The sequence below is a fragment of the Ectothiorhodospira shaposhnikovii genome (assembly GCF_047222355.1).
Taxonomy (GTDB): domain Bacteria; phylum Pseudomonadota; class Gammaproteobacteria; order Ectothiorhodospirales; family Ectothiorhodospiraceae; genus Ectothiorhodospira.
In genome coordinates this window covers 3,383,013-3,399,188 of record NZ_CP178333.1, presented here as the reverse complement: position 1 = coordinate 3,399,188, position 16,176 = coordinate 3,383,013, and the positions used below count along the sequence as shown (strand labels likewise).

The window sequence follows — 16,176 nt, the reverse complement described above, 5'->3', positions numbered from 1 at the left end:
ACCTCAACCGGACAGGAGTCCCGACATGACCGCCAGTTTTCAGGAAGAAATCCCCAGGGCCAGGGTGAACATCACCCTGGATGTGGATGGCAACGGCACGCCCCGCAAGGTGGATCTGCCTTTCAAGACCCTCGTTATCGGCGACTTCAGCCGGGGACGGACCCAGGGCAAGGTCGCGGACCGTCCTCGCGTTGAAGTGAGTCGGGACAATCTCGAAGCCGTCCTGCAGACCCTGGCGCCGGCGCTCCGCTTCACCGTGCCCAACCGGATCGATTCACAGGGTGGCGACATCCCCGTCTCCCTGTGCTTTCAAAGCCTGCGGGATTTTCGTCCCGAAGCGGTTGCCGGCCGCATCAAGCCCCTGGCCAGACTGGTGGCGATGCGCAACCTGCTCCGGGAACTCAAGGCCAGCATGCTGGACAATGCCGGCTTTCGTCGTGAACTGGAACGCATCCTCCAGGATCGTCAGGATCTTGAGCACCTGAACAGGGATCTGCAGTCGCTGCTGGCAGCCGCCGGCGATGGAGAAGATCCGATGCCGTCACAGGGAGGTCGGTCATGAGTGTCATGGAAGCCGTCGATCAACATGCCCGGGAACAGACCGGTCCCTACCAGCGCCTGTGCCGGATCGTGGATGTGGAACCCCTGCGGCAGGCAGTCAACCTGGACCATTTCAGTGATGACCCGCACCTGAGTGAGACTTCGGCCGGTGACCGGCTGACCGCGGCCCTGGGGGTGCTGCTGCAGTTGCTGGAAGATCCGACGCCGGGCGAGCAGGGTATCGACAAGACCCTGGTGGACGCCCTGATCGCCCGTCTGGACGAGCGGATCGGTCACCAACTGGACGAGATCCTGCATCATCCCGAATTCCAGGCCCTGGAATCGGCCTGGCTCAGTCTTCAGTTCCTGCTGGATCGCTGTGATCGCCGGGCCAACGTGAAAGTGGAGCTGATGGACCTGAGCAAGGAAGCCCTCCAGGAAGACTTCGAGGACGCTCCGGATACCAGCCGCAGCGGTCTTTATCGTCAGCTCTACGTGCAGGAGTACGATACCCCCGGCGGCGAGCCCGTCTCCACCATCATCGCCGACTACCAGTTTGACAATACCGCACGGGACATCGGCCTGCTGCGGGAGATCTCGCGAGTCTGCGCCGCTTGCCACTGCCCCTTCATTGCCGCGGTGGGGCCTACCTTCTTCGGCAAGCAACAGGTGTCGGATCTGCCCCGCATTCAGGATCTTTCCAGCTACATGGAGCAGGCCGCATTCATTCGCTGGAATGCCTTTCGCGAAACGGAGGATGCCCGCTACGTGGGGCTGACCCTGCCGCGCTTCCTGCTGCGTCTGCCCTGGGGCAATGATCATCCGGTCCGTGGTCTGTGCTACCGGGAAGACGTCAGTGGCGAGGATGCCGGCAAGTATCTCTGGGGCAACGCCGCCTTTGCCTTCGGCGCCAACATGGCGGAGAGCTTCCGGCTGCATGGTTGGGCGGTGAACATCCGGGGGCCCGAATCAGGGGGACGGGTCCGTGATCTGCCCCTGCACCAGGTGGACCTGGGGCACGGTCTGCAGACCCGCATGCCCACGGAGTTCCTGATCTCGGAAACCCGTGAAATGGAATATGCAAAACTTGGCTTCATCCCCTTGAGTTATTACAAGAATCGGGATTTTGCCTGTTTTTTCTCCGCCAGTTCGGTGCAGAAGCCCATGGAATATCCCGCTGCCGAAGCCACCGCCAACAGTCGCATCAATGCCCGTCTGCCCTATGTCTTCCTGGTCTCCCGGATCTCCCATTACCTGAAGATCCTGCAACGGGAAAACATCGGTGCCGCCAAGTCCAGGCAAACCCTGGAAGACGAGCTGAACCAGTGGCTGCAGGGGCTGGTGACCCGCATGCGCGATCCTGACCCGACCCTGGTGGCCACCCATCCCCTGCGGGACGGCCGGGTGACGGTAGCGGAAATACCCGAGAATCCCGGCTTCTACGCCGTGACCCTCCAGGTCATGCCCCACTTCCAGATCGAGGGGGTGGACGTGCGCCTCTCCCTGCTGGCCCAGATGCCCCGATCCCGGGACTGAACATCCCGTTGCCATGGATCGCCCATTCCCCTGACAAGGAGACCCTGAAAGATGCCGATTCCCGCCTACATGAGCCTGCGTGACGACCAGGGAGCCCCCGTGGAAGGTCCGGTGCAGATCTCCGGCCGACGCCATACCGTGGAAGTGCTGCAGCTCGATCACGAGATCCGTATCCCCACCGATTCGGATACGGGTGCCCTGACCGGCACCCGCAAGCATGAACCCCTGCGCTTCACCAAGACCTTCGACAAGGTCTCCCCCTATCTCTACAAGGCCTGCAGCAATGGGCAGACCCTTAAGGAGGTGGTCATCCACTGGTATCGCATCGACGACAGCGGTACCGAACGGGAGTACTTCCGCCACCGCCTTGAAGACGTGAAGGTGACCTCGGTCAAGCCGGTGATGCACAACGTCAAGGATCTGGACAAGGAACGCTACCCCCACCTGGAACAGGTCGCCCTGCGGTACGGGCGCATCACCTGGACCTACGTGGACGGCAACATCGAGTTCCAGGATTCCTGGGTGGAAAATCGCTGATCGGCATCAGGCCGCCCGGATCCGGCATGTCCCGGATCCGGGCACGACGACGGCACCGGCAGGGAAACGCCATGGACAGCTTGCAGGACCTGTTTGCCCCATTGACCGCCTCCGACCGGGATCTCGGGGAACATTACGACGAAGCGCTACTGAGCCTGAACCGGGCGGCTGCCGAGTTCGCCCGGGCCCACCCCCAGCAGGCCGACGCCCTGGCCCTGGAGGATCCCCGAGGCCGTGATCCCCGGGTAGAGCGACTGTTTCAGGGCATGGCCTTTCTCAGTGCCCTTGCAAACCGGCGCATGGAGGAGGATCAACCCGATATCTGTGCCGGCCTGCTGACCCGCCTCAGGCCCGAGGCCCTGCGGCCCTATCCGGCCTGCACGATACTGGACCTGACTCAACGACACCCCCGCCGACAGGCATTCACGCTTCCGGCCGGTACCCTGGTGCAGAGTCCGCCGGTGGGTGCGGAGCAGACACGTTGCCGCTTTCAGACCCTGTGGCCGGCTACCTTGCAACCGTTGCGGCTTGCGGGGATCGATTACCGCCGGGCAGGCGCTCCGGGGGGTGTGCTGATGCTGGACCTGGAACTTCACGAACCCCATGACCCGGCACATCCGCTGCCCACCGCGCTGGATCTGCATGTCACCGCGGACAGCGATCCGGACATGTCCCTGCTGGATCATCTGCTGACCGCCACCGGACCGGTGCATCTGCTGGAAGACCCTGCCCAGGGCATCCGTGAGACGGCCCTGGGCGACGCGGTGGGCATCCGTCCCGCCTATTCCCTCTGGCAGTACGGGGTCAGGCCCGAATATCGGGAGACGGATTCACCGGGCTTCAATCTGCTGCAGGACTTTTTCCATTTCAGGGACCGCTTCCGTTTCATCACCCTGTTCCTTGGAAACCACTGGCAACTGCCGCGCCGCACCCGCCGATTCCGCCTCGGAATCACCCTCGGGCGTAGGCTGTCCGCGGCCACCTCTCGCTATCGTGACGCCCTGCGCCTTCACTGCGTGGCGGCGGTCAATCTCTTCGAACAGGATGCGGAACCCCTGGTACGGGACCCCCGGCGGGCCGAATATCCGCTGACCGTGGACAACCGCCGCCAGGAATCCCTGCAGATCTACCGGGTGGAAAGGGTGCAGGGGCTGGATACCGTCAGCGGCCGACAGCGGCGGTATCCGCTGTTGTTCTCGACAACCACGACGGACGGTGCCCAGGCCGGATACGAACCCCTGACGCGCCCCGACGTGAGCGGCCGTTCACGACTTTGGCTTGGGCTGGACCCGGTACAGGCCCCTCGCCACGAAACCCTGTCCTGCCGGGTGCTGGCCCATAACGGGCATTACCCCCATGATCATCTCGCTGCCGGAACCGCACTGGAAGCCGTCCGGGATCCGGGCAATGCCCTGAGCATCTCCCTGCTGTCCAGACCGGGCCGGCTCTATCCCGCGCCAACACGGGGTGACTGGCGCTGGACCCTGATCCAGCATGTCTCGATGCAACGGGGCGGCTTTGCATCCGCGACCGACCTGCGCCAATGGTTGAGCCTGGCGGACTGGAGCCGGAGTCCCGCCCGCCCGCACCTGTCGACCGGCATCCTGACCCTGGAAACGATCCCCATGACCCAATGGCACCAGGGTATCTTGCGCGCTGGCCAGACGGTCTGCGTGACCCTCGACCTGGGCGTCTTTGCCGGTCGAGGGGAGGCCGCCCTGCTCGGGCAGATACTGGCCTGTAGCCTGTCAATGCAGACCCCCATTCATCAGTGTCTCCGCCTGCGGCTCAAGGCCCACCCCGGGGGGCAGGACATCGGCTGGCCCGTTCTCCCGGATCATCCCCTCATGCCGCAATGAACCTCCCATCCCATCCCGCCCATGCATTCGGCCTGTTGGAACTGTCGGTGAAACTGGCCGCCGCCGGAGCCGGGTTGCCGACCCTCGTCCCGTCCGCCGACCTGGATTTTCCCGCCGGCCCCGTCGCGAGGGTCCGTCGGCTCGAGGCAGGGGACAGGATGGAAACCTCGCTGCCGGGGCTGCGGGGCGCCCATTCCCCGTTGCCCCTGGAAGACCTGGAAGCACTCTGTCGCGAGGATCCCGATGCCGAGACCCTGAGGGCCTTTCTGGATCTCCTTGACCGCCCCCTTCAGGGGCAGATGCTCCGGGCCTGTCTGGCGTCACGCCCCCATCTTCCGGCCGGTGGAGATGGACCGCCTCCCTTGCTGCGCTATCTGAACGCACTCAAACCCACCGGTCTCCCCACCGCCGCGGGACTGAAGGTCAGGATCAAGCGCCGGCTGGAAGACATGGAGATGCCAGGTCTTGAAGTGACCATCCATCTTGGTTGGTACTGTCGCCGTCCATTACCGGAACCGACCCGCCTGGGCCGTCACACCGGGGCCTGCCTGGGCCGAGATGCGGCTCTGGGCGAGGAAGCCCGCGTCCCCGAAGGCCTACGCATCGACATCGGCCCCCTGCCGCCGTGCGGGATCACGACATGGCATGACGTCGCCGCGTCGCTCACCCGGGAAATACGGGACTACCTGGGACCCTCCACCCCGTTCGAGGTGGCACTTCGACTCACGCCGACATCCCCGGAGGGCCTGGGGAGTGAGAATCTGGGCCTCGGCTTGAACTCGATCCTGGGCGAGGGTGCCGGTACCGATGCACCCCCGGTGATCAGCCTGGCACCGCACCCACTCACACGCCCCTGAGGGAGTCAGAAACGATGCCCACCGGCACCATGCCCCATTCAAGACACACATCCCGTCACCGGCTGCAGATCCGGGGGCACCCCGTACCACAGCCGGAGGTGGTCGGTTTTCACTGGCGGGATTACGGTCTGTCCAGATCCTATCGGATCACCGTGGACTGCGTGACGTCGACACCGATGGCCGCGCCATGGGTGCCGGGATGCCACGCGACCCTGCTGGTGGCCGGCAGGAGACGCCCTGTTCACGGCATCATCACCGGGGTGGTGGATCTGGAGAGGGGCCCGGCCGGTCATTACCTGCGCCTGTCCCTGGAATCCCCTCTGGGTCCTCTGGCCCGCTCCCGCCATCAGCGGGTCTTCACCCGACTCGATGTCCCGCGGATCCTGGAACGTGTCCTGGCCGGTCATGGCTGGCAACAGGGCGACTGGCGCGTTGCCTGTACCGGCGAATGCCCCGTTCATCCCTTCATCGCCCAGCTGGAAGAGGACGACCTTGCCTTCATCTCACGCCTGCTGGCCTTTGAAGGACTGCATTACCGCTTCGAGCAGGGGCCTGAGAAGCCCGTGCTGGTGATTCAGGACGATTCCCTTAGCGCGGTTGACGACGGGACGGGAACGCTGCGCTACGAGCCTCTCAGAGGCGGAGTCCGTGACCTGCACGGCTTCCACCGACTCACCGCCGCGGCCAGACTGCTGCCGGAGAGGGTCACACTGCGGGATCATGACCCGGAGCGGCCGGAATCACTGGCGCCGGTTCATGCCGTCACCGTGGACAGTATCCCGGGCCAGGGCACGGAAGAGCATTGGGGTGCCGGATTCCGGGACATCAAGGAAGGCGAGCGGCTTGCATGGCTCCGCCTGCAGGCCCTGGACTGTGAGCGTCGGCAGATACGGATCCATACCCACTGTACGGATCTGGAACCCGGCCAGCGGCTGTCCCTGAAAGGACATCCCTGTTCCGATTTCAATCACACCTATGTGGTCGTGCGCGTGGACATGGAAGCCTCGCAGGCCCATGCCATGCCCATGGGGGGAGCTTGCGAGCACCGACCGGGGCCAAGAGTCAGGGTGGACCTGCTGCCGGTGGAGCAGCCGTTTCGACCCCGCTATCGCCCGCACCGTGTCCACGGGCGCCTGGTGGCAAGGGTGGATGGCGATCCGGAAGAAGGACCCATGCTGGATGAACAGGGACGCTACCGGCTGCGATTCGATTTTGACGATACTCCTCATCCCATCGGCCGTGCCAGTGCTCCGGTACGACTACTCACCCCCTATGCGGCCCCCGGGGGCGGTTTTCATTTTCCGCTTCATCCCGGTACCGAAGTGCTGGTGGGATTTGAAAACGGCGATCCCCATCGTCCGCTGATCCTGGGTGCTCTGCCCAATCGTGATCAGCCATCGCCCGTCAATGCCGACAATGCCGGTCAGAACCTACTGCGCACGCCGGCAGGCCATGAACTGTGCATGGATGACCGTGCCGGCAGGGAACAGCTCAGGTTGGCGGCCCATGACGCGGATCTGCATCTCACTCTGGATGCCGCACAAGATACCCACAGGCTGATCCTGGAGACCCGCCATGGCGAGATGGCATGGCAATCAGGGCGAGCCATGCACCTGGATATCGGCACCGATCAGCAAGTGGAGATCGGCGGTGACCAGGGAGTCAGGGTTCGAGGTGATGTCCTGTTGATCACGGAGTCCGGAGACATCCGTCAGCAGGCGGCGAGAGACCTGTTGCTGGAAGCCGGAGAAGCCCTGCAACTGCGAACCCGTCGGGGGGACATGCTGCAGCACAGTGAAGGCGCGATGACACTCAATGCCGGCGCCGATCTGGCGTTGATATCGGAACAGGGTCATTTGCACTGCCGCGTTCCTCGCGGTGACGCGGAATTTCATGTCGCGGGGGGTATGTTGTGGAAAACCACGGCCGGGGGGATACGTATCGGTGACGACAGGGCCTGCATTTTGATCGATGCCAACGGTGATCTGGTGATCCAGGGGCGCGAGGTCCGGATTGAAGCGGAAACCATCCGCCTGAAGGCGAATCGCATTACCCAAAACGGCACCTGAGCTGTGGATGACGCGGTTTCTGTACGATGACTATCTTTTTAAAATCTTTTTAATGACTGTAATAAGGGCACGCTTCGCCTGGGGAAAAGAATTTTAAAAATTTTTAATTTCAACAAGTTATTCACATTTCAACATGTGAGGAAATCTGCGGGTAACCTAACGGGAAATTGTGCGAGGATTGTGGATAAATCTGTGGGAAAATCTTACCCACGGTTTCGAAACAGTTTATCCACAGGGTTGTCACGGGCTGATGATAGCCTGTATTTCCTTGAAAATGGGGGCCCGTGCGCAGGCGAGTCCTGTCCATTGGACTAAGCTCTACCACTGGAGGATCAATCCCGTATTCCCCTGTAACCAGAGAAGGAGATCGCAGCCATGCCGCAAGAGAAAAATCCGTTCGACATGTCCGAACTGATGAAACTGATGGATCCTCAGCGCTACATGGATCAGATGAACGAGTTCATGAAGCAGTTCAAGATCCCGCACATGGATATGTCCGCATTGATGGAAGTACAAAAGAAGAACGTGGAGGCCATGATGGCCGCCAACCGGGCGATGATGGAAAGCAGCGAGGCCCTGATGAAGCGTCAGACGGAGGTGCTGAGCCAGGCAATGAATGAGGCCACGGAGATGACCCGTGCCATGGGGGAGGCAAAACAGGACGAGTTGCCGGCCAGACAGGTGGAAATGGTGGGCAAGGTCTACGATCGCATGAGCAGCCATACCCGGGAGACCTTTGAATCCATGCGACTGGCCCAGGAAGCGGCCATGGAGCGACTGGATCAGCGTTTCCGGGAATTGCTGCAGGAACTCAAGGATATGTCCGCCAAAAAGGATCAGGAAAAGGCCTGATCCGCGTCACGATGGTCCCGGAGCGGGTTGCCTGTCGCTTCCGGGACCGTCCCGCCGTCATCCCAGTTCACGGAAGAACTGCACCACCAGCAGGATGCACAGGATCCACAGCAGACCCTTGAGCCAGCCCCGATAGGTGTCCGCGGCCACCCGCTCCCGGATCCACATACCCCCGCGCAGTCCGATCAGGGCGGCGATGCCCAGGGGCAGGGAAATCAGCAGCAGGTCCAGTCCCAGCATGCCGAGGAAGGCAAAGGTGATGGCCTGGGTCCCCTTGCCCAGCAGGAAGCACAGGTTGATGGCCTGGACGAGGACCACGGGGGCCAGTCGCAGTTCCAGGAAATAGATCATCATCACCGGGCCGCCCACGTTCACGGTCCCCCCCAGCAGGCCTCCCAGCAGACCGGCCCCGGCACCGCTGGGACGGGGATGGCGGCCGATCCAACTCCAGTCGATGCGTTTGATGCGGTCGGACATCAGGTAGAGCACCACCGTGGCGGCCAGCAGCAGACGGAAGGGATTAGGGTCCATGGCCACCAGCACCAGGGTGCCCAGGGCCGATCCCACCAGCATCCATACCGCCACCGGCCAGAAACGGGCCACACTGCCGAGCCAGTTGCCGCCCCGGATCAGGCTCCAGACGTTGACTGCGATATTGGGGGCCAGGGTGAGCAGAATGGCCGTCTTGACGTCGGTGATCAGCGCCAGGATGGGGGTGGCGATCATCGGGAAACCCAGCCCGAAGGCGCCGTGGACCAGGCCGGCGATCAGAGTGACCAGCAGGCCGATGAGGATCTCTTCAGTACCGAACGTCATGCCGTGTATTGCCCGGAATGTGGTGAGGGGGGAGAACTGGGTCAGGGGAGGATTCAGGATGTGCCGGATTGCGGCTGGAGCAGCCGCTGGATCAACGCCGGATCATCGGGCAAAAATCGGCTTTTTGCCACCCTCTTCAGGAGCAGGGACCAGTGGGGAGCGCGTTGGAACAGCGCCCCGAGCAGTGCGCGGGCTTCGGCTTCATGGCCCGCATTGATCAGGGCCACGGATCGCCAGAAGATGAGTTCATCCTCTTCCGGGGCCAGTGTTTCGGCACGGGTGAAGGCCTGAATGGCCTTGTCGTATTCACCATGCCGCAGATGATGCCCGCCCAGGGTATTGAATTCGTAGGCCTCCTTGAGGATGACAAGGCGCTTCAGCTCCCGGACCGGGGTGGGGTGGTCCTCCACCCGCAGATCCAGAAGGGTGTCCTGGGCCGGGTCTCCGGTGGCCCTGCCGCTGACCACCATCATGGCGGCGGAGCGTCGTCCCCGCAGATCGCCGCCTTGGGCCTGGGCGGCTTCCAGGGCACTGATCAGGCGATGGGGAAAATCACCTTCGGCGGCCTCGTAGGCCCGTCCCATGGCTTCCCAGGTGCCGTCATTGAGCAGCATGTTGCCAAGGCATGCGTACTCATCCCCTAGGCAGTGACCGGCCTCGTCGATGCACAGGCGGCCGGTATGGGCCACCACGTCTCCCTGGGTGTCGATCATGGCGGCCTGGCGGTAATCCATGTGGTGATCCCGGGCCAGCAGGCGGCGCAGTGCCTCGCCGGCACTGGCGCCGTCCCGCATCAGGCGCAGGCCTTCGGTGGCATAAATGAGCTTGGCGAAGGACTGGATGGTGCCGGCTCCCACGCCCGCCCGGGCAAACGGAGCAACGCTGCCCACGGCAAAGTGATGGGACTGGACTGCCACGCCCAGGTGACCGCTGGCAGGGTCCCGGGCCACGATGGAATAGGTGGCGACGGGGAGTTGGGCGGGGGGCTGGGTTGGCATCCGGTCTGCCTTGCAATCAGCGCAACAGGCTGAGGTTGAAGTGACCGCTGATGAAGCTCTGGAACTTGGTCACATCCTCGAAGGCGATCTTGAGTTTCACCTGTTCCATCTGGCTCAGTTGCTCCAGGGCTGCGCAATTGTCCGGTTTTTTCCCCTGCTCCACGGAGCGGACCTGGGCTCGCAGACGCATCAGCACCAGAAAATCAAAGCTTTCCTGTAGATCGCCGGCCTGATCCTGCTTCAGCACCCCCTGTTTCACCAGGGCCTGGAGACGTTGGTGGGTGCCCCCGTCCAGGGCGTTCAGTTCCAGGGCCAGGGCCTTGATGCCGTCGGTGAGGGCGAAAATACCGCCTTTCTTCAGGTCCACTTCCCCCCGGGGGGCGCCCTGGGTACCGGTCTTGATCTTGCCCAGCCAGCCCAGGGGCGGGGTGAAGCGCAGCATGTTTTCCGCCATGCGCATGATGAACAGCCGGTTTTCCGCCAGGCGGTGGTAGATATGGGCCTTGAGCTTGCGTTCCAGGGAGGCATCGCCGTAAAGGGTGCGGATGTCGGCGAACATGCTCACATTGGGGATGTTTTTCGGGCTGGGTGTGGTGAGCCACTGATCCAGCTCCTTGTACCAGCCGGAAAGACTGCGTCGCCAGGCGGGATTGCTGGCCATGATGCCACCGGGGCAGGGAGGGACGCCGATCTCGATGAGATGCTCGATGAGCTCCTTGGAAAAGGCCTCGATCTTCCTGATGTCATCCTCGGACAGATCATCGGCGTAGACGATGGCATTATCCTGGTCGGTGGAGAGGGTCTGCTCGCTGCGTCCCTCGCTGCCCATCACCACAAAGGCAAAACCCCGGGGCAGGTCGGGGAAGCGGGTCTCCCGGACCAGATGGATCAGGCGCAGCAGGATCTGGTCATTGAGATGGGCAATGAGCTTGACCAGATCCTGGATCCCGGTGGTGGTGCCGCTGAGTCGTACCACCAGATCCTGAATGCGGGCATGCAGGACCTTGAGATCCTCGGGGGTGCCGGCCTTCTCGATGTCCCGCACCAATTGATGGGGCGAATGATTCTGCATGCGCAGGATGTCCGTGTCGGTGATGATCCCGTTGAGGGCGCCGTCCTCGGACACCACCACCAGACGGTGGATGTGTTGCCGCGACATCCGGTACAGCGCCTCGTAGAGCACGTCTTCTTCACGGATGGTGGTCAGGGGACTGTTCATCACGTCCGCCACCTTGAAGGAACCCGGGTCCCGTCCCGACGGCACCACCTTGTTCCTCAGGTCCCGGTCGGTGATGATGCCGATGGGGGCACCGGCGTCATCGCAGACCACCACGCTGGAGATGTTCTTCTCCTTCATTACTTTTACCACATCAACGAGCCCTTCGCCGGGCCGGCAGGTCACGACCTGGCGCTGGCAGATCTCGCCCACGGGGCGAAAGAATTGGTTCTCGTCGTTCATGCTTGACTGTCCTTTGCCGGAATCCTGACCGGCATTCTGGGTCGATAAACACCGTGGGAGGGGTTGCCCGCGGTTGATTGGAAGTGATGCCCGGCCCGCCCGGTCCGCGTGCCGCGCGCGGATGACATGGCCGGGAGGATGGTGTTGTTCATGCCAGGCTGAGTAACATGGAAGGACATCCGGAGTCAGACTAAGGTGCCCCATGCATCATGATGTGAATGATCTCATCCAGCGATACATCCGGTCGCAGACCTATGGCAAGGATACTTCGGGTCGGGAGGCTTCCAGGCCCATGCCCCTGGTCACCATGGCCCGTGACTACGGCGCCGGAGGGGAGGAAATTGCCGCGATACTGGCCCGTGAGCTCAAGGTATCCTATTTCGACGAGGTGTTGCTGGAGCGGCTGGCCAAGCATACCGAGCAGGACCGGGAACTGCTACGGGAACTGGATGAAAAGGTGTCGGCCTGGAAGAGCACATGGGTTTACTCGGTCCTGTCCGGGGATGCCTATTTCATGACGACCTATCGCAAGGCCCTGGTGAACGTCCTGCTGGCCATCAGCGCGGAGGGCGGGGTGATCATGGGGCGGGGCGGACATGTGTTCCTGCGCGACCGGGGGGCTTTCCGGATACGGATCTGCGGCTCTCCGCTGCATTGCGCCCGGCGGGTGGCCGCCAAGGAAGGTTTGTCCGAGGACGAGGCAAGGGAGAAGGTGGAGACCATCAACCAGCAGCGCCAGCAGTTTCTCTGGAGCCTGATCCAGAGACGTACCAACGATCCGACCCAGTTCGACCTGACCATCAACACCGACAAGCTTCATGACTGGGACAAGGTCGCCGCCATGATCCTGTCGGCGATGAAGGAGGCAGGCCTTGCCCGATCCGAACACCTGTCCAGAGGGAGCAGCAGACCGTGACCGTGTCGAGAATGCCGCGTACCGGCGCCACCATGGTGCTGGATATCGTCAGTGCCGAGGAGCGGCTCTATTCCGGAGAGGTCCACCAGGTCTGCATCACCGGAGCCAATGGTGAGCTGGGCATCTTTCCCCGCCACTCCGCCCTGTTGACCTCCATCCGTCCCGGTGTCGTGCGCTTCATCCCGGCCGGCTCCGACGAGGAAGACTACCTGTATGTCTCCGGAGGCATGCTGGAAGTCCAGCCCGCCGGGGTGATCGTGCTGGCGGACACGGCCATGCGCTGTGAGGACATCGATGAGGAGGCCGCCCGGGAGGCCAAGCGCCGGGCGGAAGACGTGATGCGCGACAGCGTGCTCTACACCGACCGTGACGAGGCCCACGCCGTCCTGTTGCAGGCCATGGCCCAGCTGGCGGTGGTGGAGAAGGCGCGCAAGAAGCGGGGCAAGCGTAACGGCGGTTAGACCGTGTTCATCCGTTCACTGGCTTCGGCCAGGTAGAACCACTCGTTGCCCGGCAGGGCATTGGGGTTGGGGAAGACGATGAAGCCATCCGCGGGTGCGAGCACCGGAGTTCCGTCGTGGCGCCGGCCGATCTCGTCTCCCTTGCGGATGGGGTCGAAGCTGGTCCACTGGCGGCTGAAGTGGTCTTCCGGATGGTCCCGGTCGATCACGTCCACCAACCTGAGCACCTCCGGATCCTGCCTCGGGGCGGGTGCCGGCAGACTGTCCACCAGCCGCAGATGGGCCAGGGTATTGAGGATGGCCTGGTAGGCCACCGCGGGCGCCTCCGGGGCCTCGTGCTGGCCGCATTCCAGGGTGAGGGCATAACCGCCCCGGGCGCGCATGAACTCCGTGGTGCCGATACCGTAGCTGGGGTCGGTGCTGAGCATCTGTGCGCGTAGGTCCGCATTGGGATTGCGCAGGCGCCGGGCCACGCCCCGGGCATAGGTATCCAGCCAGCCTTCGACGATGCGACGTGCCCCCAGGCGTCGGGCCAGGGCCTCCTCGGCGGCGGCGTGGGTGAAGGGCTCCAGCTCGCCGTCGTTGTCCCGGGGGCCGAGCATGACGAAGGGCTCCCCCGGGGTATGGAATGAATGCAGGTCCAGCAGCACCTCATGTTGGGCCAGCAATGGCCCCAGGCGGTTGGCGATGCGATCCTCGAAATCCAGCGGCGTGTCGCTGATGCGGAAGTTGCGGTTGAGGTTGCGTTCCCCCATGCGCTGCCCCAGCCTGAAGGCCAGGGGATTGGTGACGGGCACGAAAGTCACCAGGCCACGGTTCAGGGTCAGCTGTCCACAGTCCAGTTCCGCCATCACCCGCTCGATGCCCCGGGTGCCGCAGGTCTCGTTGCCATGCACGGCGCCCAGCACGATGAGCCGCGCACCCGGCTCCAGGCCATGATAGGTGACGGAGCGGATCAGGGTCGGGTGGTTGGTCATGGAGGGTACCTGAAAAGGGGGGTGTGAAAGGGGTTACTCGACGATGCCGGGCATGGCACTCATGTTCAGCGGGGCCATGGACACGCCAAGCTGGGACAGCAGGACGGTCATCCGCCCCCGCTGCAGGGACTGGTGGTGGAGCATGCCGAGCAGACAATCCCCCAGCAGCAGGGTGCATTCCCGCTGGCTGCGCTCGTGGCGGAAGCTGATTTGCCGGTCCAGGTTGGGATAGGCCAGGTTCTGCACGAAATTCATGATCTCGCTGTCGGTGCGCAGGCGTTCGGTGCGCAGCAGGGCATATTCGGTATAGAGCACCTGGTCGAGGGAGCGGTACACATAGGGCTTGTTCAGCATGCGCCCCAGCCAGATCCGGTCCTGCAGCAGCATCTGGTTGAGCAGGCCGTGGATCGACCAGGCCTGCGGTCCCGGGATCTCCTGCTTGCGCTCCGTGTCCCGCAGGTCGTCACAGCATTCCAGGATCCGGCTGTTGGACCAGCGGTTGAAGCGTGCCTGCAGGCGCATGCTGTAGAGGATGTCCATGTTCAGACGGGGTCTTATTCGTCGTCCTCGCAGGAATGGCCCAGCATGGCCAGCCCCTCTGCCAGGTAGTCGGCCCCCATGGGGGTGGCCAGCAGATAGTCGGCGGTACGGGGGGTCCAGTTGTCCTTGGCCTCTTCCAGGGCGGCGTCCCATTCGTCCTCGGTATAGTCCCCGCGGCCCAGCCACATGAGGGCCACCAGATTGGCCTGCAGTTCCGGCTCCAGCTCGTCGATGGTGTTCTTGATCTCCAGGTACACCGGATTGTCCGCGTGTTCCGCCAGGGCCTCGTCGATCCAGCCGTCGTTCTGGTTGTCCGGTTCCTCGGGCAGCATCACGTCTTCCTGGGCATGGAATTCCCGGGCATGGCTGATGATCCCGCAGACGAAGCGGGGGCTGAGTTGCATCATGGTTGCCTCCTCCTTCAAAGAGGTTACAAACCCTGATGATAACGGATCACGGGGGGGACCGCAGGAGGGCCGAGCCGTCAGTGGGCGGATTCCTTGACCAGCACCCAGGGCGCCACCACCACGGCCTGGAACCGGGGGCGACGGGTTTCCCAGTCGCGGGCATGCTCGATGCCGGGCTGCCGCAGGGTACCGGACCTGAGCCAGTCCTCGACGGTATCCCGGTCATCCCGGACCAGGGCCATGGCGACATCCAGTAGATCCAGGGAATCGGTGACCGCCAGCAGGGCGCCACGGGCGAAGTGGGTCTGCAGTTCGGGCCAGGTAATGACGCCCATTTCGCCTTGCAGATGGGCGCGCAGGGCCGCGGGATCTTGTTGCATGAGGAGGATTCCTGCGCCGGGGCGCGCTCAGCCGATGAAGGCGCGCACGACGTCTTCGTTACGGGTACCCATGAGCACCTTCTCGATCCGGCCGTCCCGTACCCGCATGAGGGTGGGGGTGCCCATGACCTTGAACCGCCGGGCCATGTCCGGGCGACGGCTCACGTCGATGCCGATGATGTCGGTGCGCTCGGACATGAGGGGGTCCAGAACGGCGGACACCTCCCTGCACATGCCGCAGCGGGGGCTGTGGAAGTAGAAATACAGGGTCTCGTGGGCCTTTTGCTCCTCGCTGATCAGATCGCTCAGGTCCGGGGCCGGTCGCCCCTGCATGCCTCGGGTGCGATAGACGAGGGCGAACTGTCCCAGCAGGAACAGGGTGATGAGACTGATGATGATCCAGCCGATGCTATCCATGCCCCTTTGTATACCTGATTCACGGCCTCATGACGAGGGGTTCAGGCGCCATTCAGGGGCGGGGGAGTATCAATGACATCATCGCCGGATGGCGGCGGTGGCCGATCCCCATGCACGGGACCGGTCCGTAACCCTCCAGTCAAGGAGATCACGATCATGAAACCCTTCATTCGCGGAATGTGGTTCCTGGGCGCCGTCGGCAGCCTGCTGCTGGTGCCCATGATCGCGCAGGCAGGCCCGGGGTGGGGGCAACCCTGGCACCCCGGTCATCAGGTGCCGTCGCCCCACGTGCAACCCGTGTCCAGAGGCGGTCCTCCCCCTTGGGCCCCCGCCCATGGCTACCGGCAGGGGTATGGCGCCGGTTATCAGGACGGCTATCGCCAAGGTTACCGGGATGCCCGTGCCCAGCAGCGGGGGCCGTCCCATTACCGGAGCCATTACCGGCAACCACCCCCGCCGCCACCACCGCGCCCGACCTATCATCGTGACGCCGGGGGGCGGGTGGACGTGAATGTCAATTATCGATATCGGTTCTGATCCTTCACTCGGTATCGG

Annotated in this window: 18 protein-coding genes; 10 read left to right on the top strand and 8 right to left on the bottom strand. The window is 63.4% G+C overall.

The window, feature by feature from the left end; all coding sequences use genetic code 11:
- The first annotated feature begins 25 nt into the window (after positions 1-25).
- The 7 genes from tssB to phaP all read left to right on the top strand — a co-directional run bounded on the left by tssB (position 26) and on the right by phaP (position 8,250).
- Positions 26-562 carry a type VI secretion system contractile sheath small subunit gene (tssB, locus tag ACLF6L_RS15640; RefSeq protein ID WP_008932888.1) on the top strand — a complete coding sequence of 179 codons (537 nt, stop codon included), beginning with the start codon at positions 26-28 and terminating at the stop codon, positions 560-562.
- Positions 559-2,076, top strand: a complete 1,518-nt coding sequence (tssC, locus tag ACLF6L_RS15635) for a type VI secretion system contractile sheath large subunit (protein WP_412852070.1) — start codon at positions 559-561, stop codon at positions 2,074-2,076. Before tssB ends, tssC begins: the two co-directional genes overlap by 4 nt.
- A gap of 51 nt (positions 2,077-2,127) precedes the next feature.
- Positions 2,128-2,613 (top strand): Hcp family type VI secretion system effector, encoded by a 486-nt coding sequence (locus tag ACLF6L_RS15630; RefSeq protein WP_412852069.1) that lies wholly within the window; start codon positions 2,128-2,130, stop codon positions 2,611-2,613.
- 71 nt (positions 2,614-2,684) lie between these two features.
- Positions 2,685-4,472, top strand: a complete 1,788-nt coding sequence (tssF, locus tag ACLF6L_RS15625; protein WP_412852068.1) for a type VI secretion system baseplate subunit TssF — start codon at positions 2,685-2,687, stop codon at positions 4,470-4,472.
- A complete protein-coding gene (locus ACLF6L_RS15620; RefSeq protein WP_412852067.1) occupies positions 4,469-5,329 on the top strand; it encodes a type VI secretion system baseplate subunit TssG in 861 nt (286 codons plus the stop codon). The genes tssF and ACLF6L_RS15620 overlap by 4 nt, the downstream gene beginning before the upstream one ends.
- A 14-nt stretch (positions 5,330-5,343) precedes the next feature.
- A complete protein-coding gene (locus ACLF6L_RS15615; protein WP_412852066.1) occupies positions 5,344-7,398 on the top strand; it encodes a type VI secretion system Vgr family protein in 2,055 nt (684 codons plus the stop codon).
- 375 nt (positions 7,399-7,773) lie between these two features.
- Entirely contained in the window at positions 7,774-8,250 is a 477-nt protein-coding gene (phaP, locus tag ACLF6L_RS15610) for a TIGR01841 family phasin (RefSeq protein ID WP_238617128.1), read from the top strand.
- Between the two features lie 57 nt (positions 8,251-8,307).
- Here the strand turns inward: phaP and ACLF6L_RS15605 are convergent, their stop codons facing one another.
- From ACLF6L_RS15605 to ACLF6L_RS15595, 3 genes are read right to left on the bottom strand one after another with little or no spacing between them, the layout of a single operon-like run.
- Complete coding sequence (locus ACLF6L_RS15605; RefSeq protein ID WP_008932895.1) at positions 8,308-9,066, bottom strand: sulfite exporter TauE/SafE family protein; 759 nt, start codon at positions 9,064-9,066, stop codon at positions 8,308-8,310.
- A gap of 53 nt (positions 9,067-9,119) precedes the next feature.
- Entirely contained in the window at positions 9,120-10,064 is a 945-nt protein-coding gene (locus tag ACLF6L_RS15600) for a DUF1028 domain-containing protein (RefSeq protein ID WP_412852065.1), read from the bottom strand.
- Between the two features lie 16 nt (positions 10,065-10,080).
- The gene (locus ACLF6L_RS15595) at positions 10,081-11,523 is read right to left on the bottom strand and encodes a DUF294 nucleotidyltransferase-like domain-containing protein (RefSeq protein ID WP_238617126.1); all 1,443 of its coding nucleotides are present in this window, start codon (positions 11,521-11,523) and stop codon (positions 10,081-10,083) included.
- 202 nt (positions 11,524-11,725) lie between these two features.
- On the opposite strand from ACLF6L_RS15595, the gene ACLF6L_RS15590 reads away from it, so the two are divergent.
- Together ACLF6L_RS15590 and ACLF6L_RS15585 are read left to right on the top strand one after the other, a co-directional pair.
- Positions 11,726-12,439, top strand: coding sequence for an AAA family ATPase (locus tag ACLF6L_RS15590; protein ID WP_238617125.1), 714 nt, complete (start codon positions 11,726-11,728; stop codon positions 12,437-12,439).
- Entirely contained in the window at positions 12,436-12,900 is a 465-nt protein-coding gene (locus ACLF6L_RS15585; RefSeq protein ID WP_338081479.1) for a F0F1 ATP synthase subunit epsilon, read from the top strand. Before ACLF6L_RS15590 ends, ACLF6L_RS15585 begins: the two co-directional genes overlap by 4 nt.
- Here the strand turns inward: ACLF6L_RS15585 and ACLF6L_RS15580 are convergent.
- The 5 genes from ACLF6L_RS15580 to ACLF6L_RS15560 all read right to left on the bottom strand — a co-directional run bounded on the left by ACLF6L_RS15580 (position 12,897) and on the right by ACLF6L_RS15560 (position 15,621).
- Positions 12,897-13,877: a succinylglutamate desuccinylase/aspartoacylase family protein gene (locus ACLF6L_RS15580; protein ID WP_238617124.1), complete on the bottom strand. Its 981-nt coding sequence runs from the start codon at positions 13,875-13,877 to the stop codon at positions 12,897-12,899. The genes ACLF6L_RS15585 and ACLF6L_RS15580 overlap by 4 nt on opposite strands.
- A gap of 33 nt (positions 13,878-13,910) precedes the next feature.
- Positions 13,911-14,417: a DinB family protein gene (locus ACLF6L_RS15575; protein ID WP_008932901.1), complete on the bottom strand. Its 507-nt coding sequence runs from the start codon at positions 14,415-14,417 to the stop codon at positions 13,911-13,913.
- 14 nt (positions 14,418-14,431) lie between these two features.
- Positions 14,432-14,824, bottom strand: coding sequence for a DUF3775 domain-containing protein (locus ACLF6L_RS15570; RefSeq protein ID WP_008932902.1), 393 nt, complete (start codon positions 14,822-14,824; stop codon positions 14,432-14,434).
- Between the two features lie 77 nt (positions 14,825-14,901).
- The gene (locus tag ACLF6L_RS15565; protein WP_008932903.1) at positions 14,902-15,204 is read right to left on the bottom strand and encodes a DUF2288 domain-containing protein; all 303 of its coding nucleotides are present in this window, start codon (positions 15,202-15,204) and stop codon (positions 14,902-14,904) included.
- 27 nt (positions 15,205-15,231) lie between these two features.
- The gene (locus tag ACLF6L_RS15560) at positions 15,232-15,621 is read right to left on the bottom strand and encodes a thioredoxin family protein (RefSeq protein WP_238617123.1); all 390 of its coding nucleotides are present in this window, start codon (positions 15,619-15,621) and stop codon (positions 15,232-15,234) included.
- Between the two features lie 156 nt (positions 15,622-15,777).
- Between ACLF6L_RS15560 and ACLF6L_RS15555 the strand changes: the two genes are divergently transcribed.
- Positions 15,778-16,158, top strand: a complete 381-nt coding sequence (locus ACLF6L_RS15555) for a hypothetical protein (protein ID WP_238617122.1) — start codon at positions 15,778-15,780, stop codon at positions 16,156-16,158.
- The last annotated feature ends 18 nt before the right edge of the window (positions 16,159-16,176 follow it).